Origin of the sequence: Streptomyces sp. NPDC006552, assembly GCF_040611655.1 — a bacterium.
In the GTDB taxonomy this organism is placed as follows: domain Bacteria; phylum Actinomycetota; class Actinomycetes; order Streptomycetales; family Streptomycetaceae; genus Streptomyces.
In genome coordinates, this window is record NZ_JBEXOS010000151.1 from 1 (window position 1) to 1,277 (window position 1,277).

Here is a 1,277-nt window from a genome sequence, read left to right on the forward strand (position 1 = left end):
CACGTCATGCCCGAGCCGAAACCGAGCTCCTGCGGGAGGTGTTCCCACTGGATGTCGGTGTGCAGGACGTACAGGATCCCGCACAGCACCTGGCGGTCCGGGACCGGCAGGCGACCGGAGTAGCGGAACCGCCGTTCCTTCTTCGGCAGCAGCGGCTCGATCCGCTCCCACAGGTCGTCCGGCACGATCCATGGTGAAGTTCCCACAGTCTGGCCAACGCTCAACTGCCCGGTCAGGCACGGCTGCCAGGGACGATGCACCTCATTGTGTTAGCCGTTCTAAGTCCTTGTGCCCAACGGTGCGATACGGCAGCAAAGCCACCGACACGTCTTGGTCTTCTTCCTGGTGACAGGGCGAGGCACGCTCCGCGTCAAGCGGGCCTGCCGCCCGCAGCACTGCAGATCGCGCTGGCGCTGATCCGGTCGGAGACCTACCGGTGGGCGTCTTTTCATCTCCCACCCGGCCGTCGGACTGGGTAGTGCATGACCTGACTCCGATGTCCTTCGACACTGATAGGCGACTGCGTGCCGATCGACACACGGTTGCGCCCGGGCCGACGTGTGCGGCTTCCACTCTTGGTGGGAAGCCCCGAGGGGCATTCACGGCGGAGCCGGCGTTCTTGCCTGCGGGGATCCGCCAGTGTGCTGCCGTTCCTGGCGAGGGGTGCGGCTCCTGGACAAGGAGAACATTGTGCGTGTCCTGGTTTCTGTCACCCGGGCTCCAGTGCGTCGTCGCCCACACACGGCAGACGCGGTAGGGGCCATCGTGAGCCGCGTCCTCGGGGTGTCGGGGGGAATTCTGGTGTTCGCGTCGCTGGCAACGATTGTCTTCGACTACTTCGTGCGGCCGGCGGGTGCCGACGGGGCGCGTCGGGCGGGGCTGCTCACCTCGTACGGGCTGCCCGTGGGTGCGGTCCTGCTCGTCGCAGGTGTCCTCGCCGGGACCGCGATCCGGCGGGGGGCAGGGGTGTGAACAAGCACGACGCAGGCGTCGTGGGTTCCTTGTCCATCTCGGACTGCGCACCGCCGGGTGGTGCTAAAGGGTGTTGCAGAAGGCTCAGTTCTGGGCATTTTGCCTGTATGGGTGGGGTGTTGAGGGCTGAGCCGTTGTGGGTGGAGACGTTCACCGGCTTGCGGATGGACCGGTTCGCGAAGCTGGTGAAGGCGGTACGTGAACGGGGCGGGAACGGGCCCGGCCGCGGCCGGCCGTGGTGTCTGCCGCTGCCGGACCGGGTGCTGCCGGTGGCCGTGTACTACCGCACGAACCTCACGATGCGG

General features: G+C 67.0%; 2 protein-coding genes and 1 pseudogene. 2 read left to right on the forward strand and 1 reads right to left on the reverse strand.

From position 1 onward, the window contains the following. Positions 1-206 (reverse strand): transposase (locus tag ABZY33_RS35985; RefSeq protein ID WP_356495931.1); only part of this gene is annotated, 206 nt, incomplete at its 3' end. Between the two features lie 559 nt (positions 207-765). On the opposite strand from ABZY33_RS35985, the gene ABZY33_RS35990 reads away from it, so the two are divergent. Next, the gene (locus ABZY33_RS35990) at positions 766-972 is read left to right on the forward strand and encodes a hypothetical protein (RefSeq protein WP_356495932.1); all 207 of its coding nucleotides are present in this window, start codon (positions 766-768) and stop codon (positions 970-972) included. Between the two features lie 107 nt (positions 973-1,079). After that, a pseudogene (locus tag ABZY33_RS35995) lies at positions 1,080-1,277 on the forward strand (IS5/IS1182 family transposase); the annotation flags it as partial.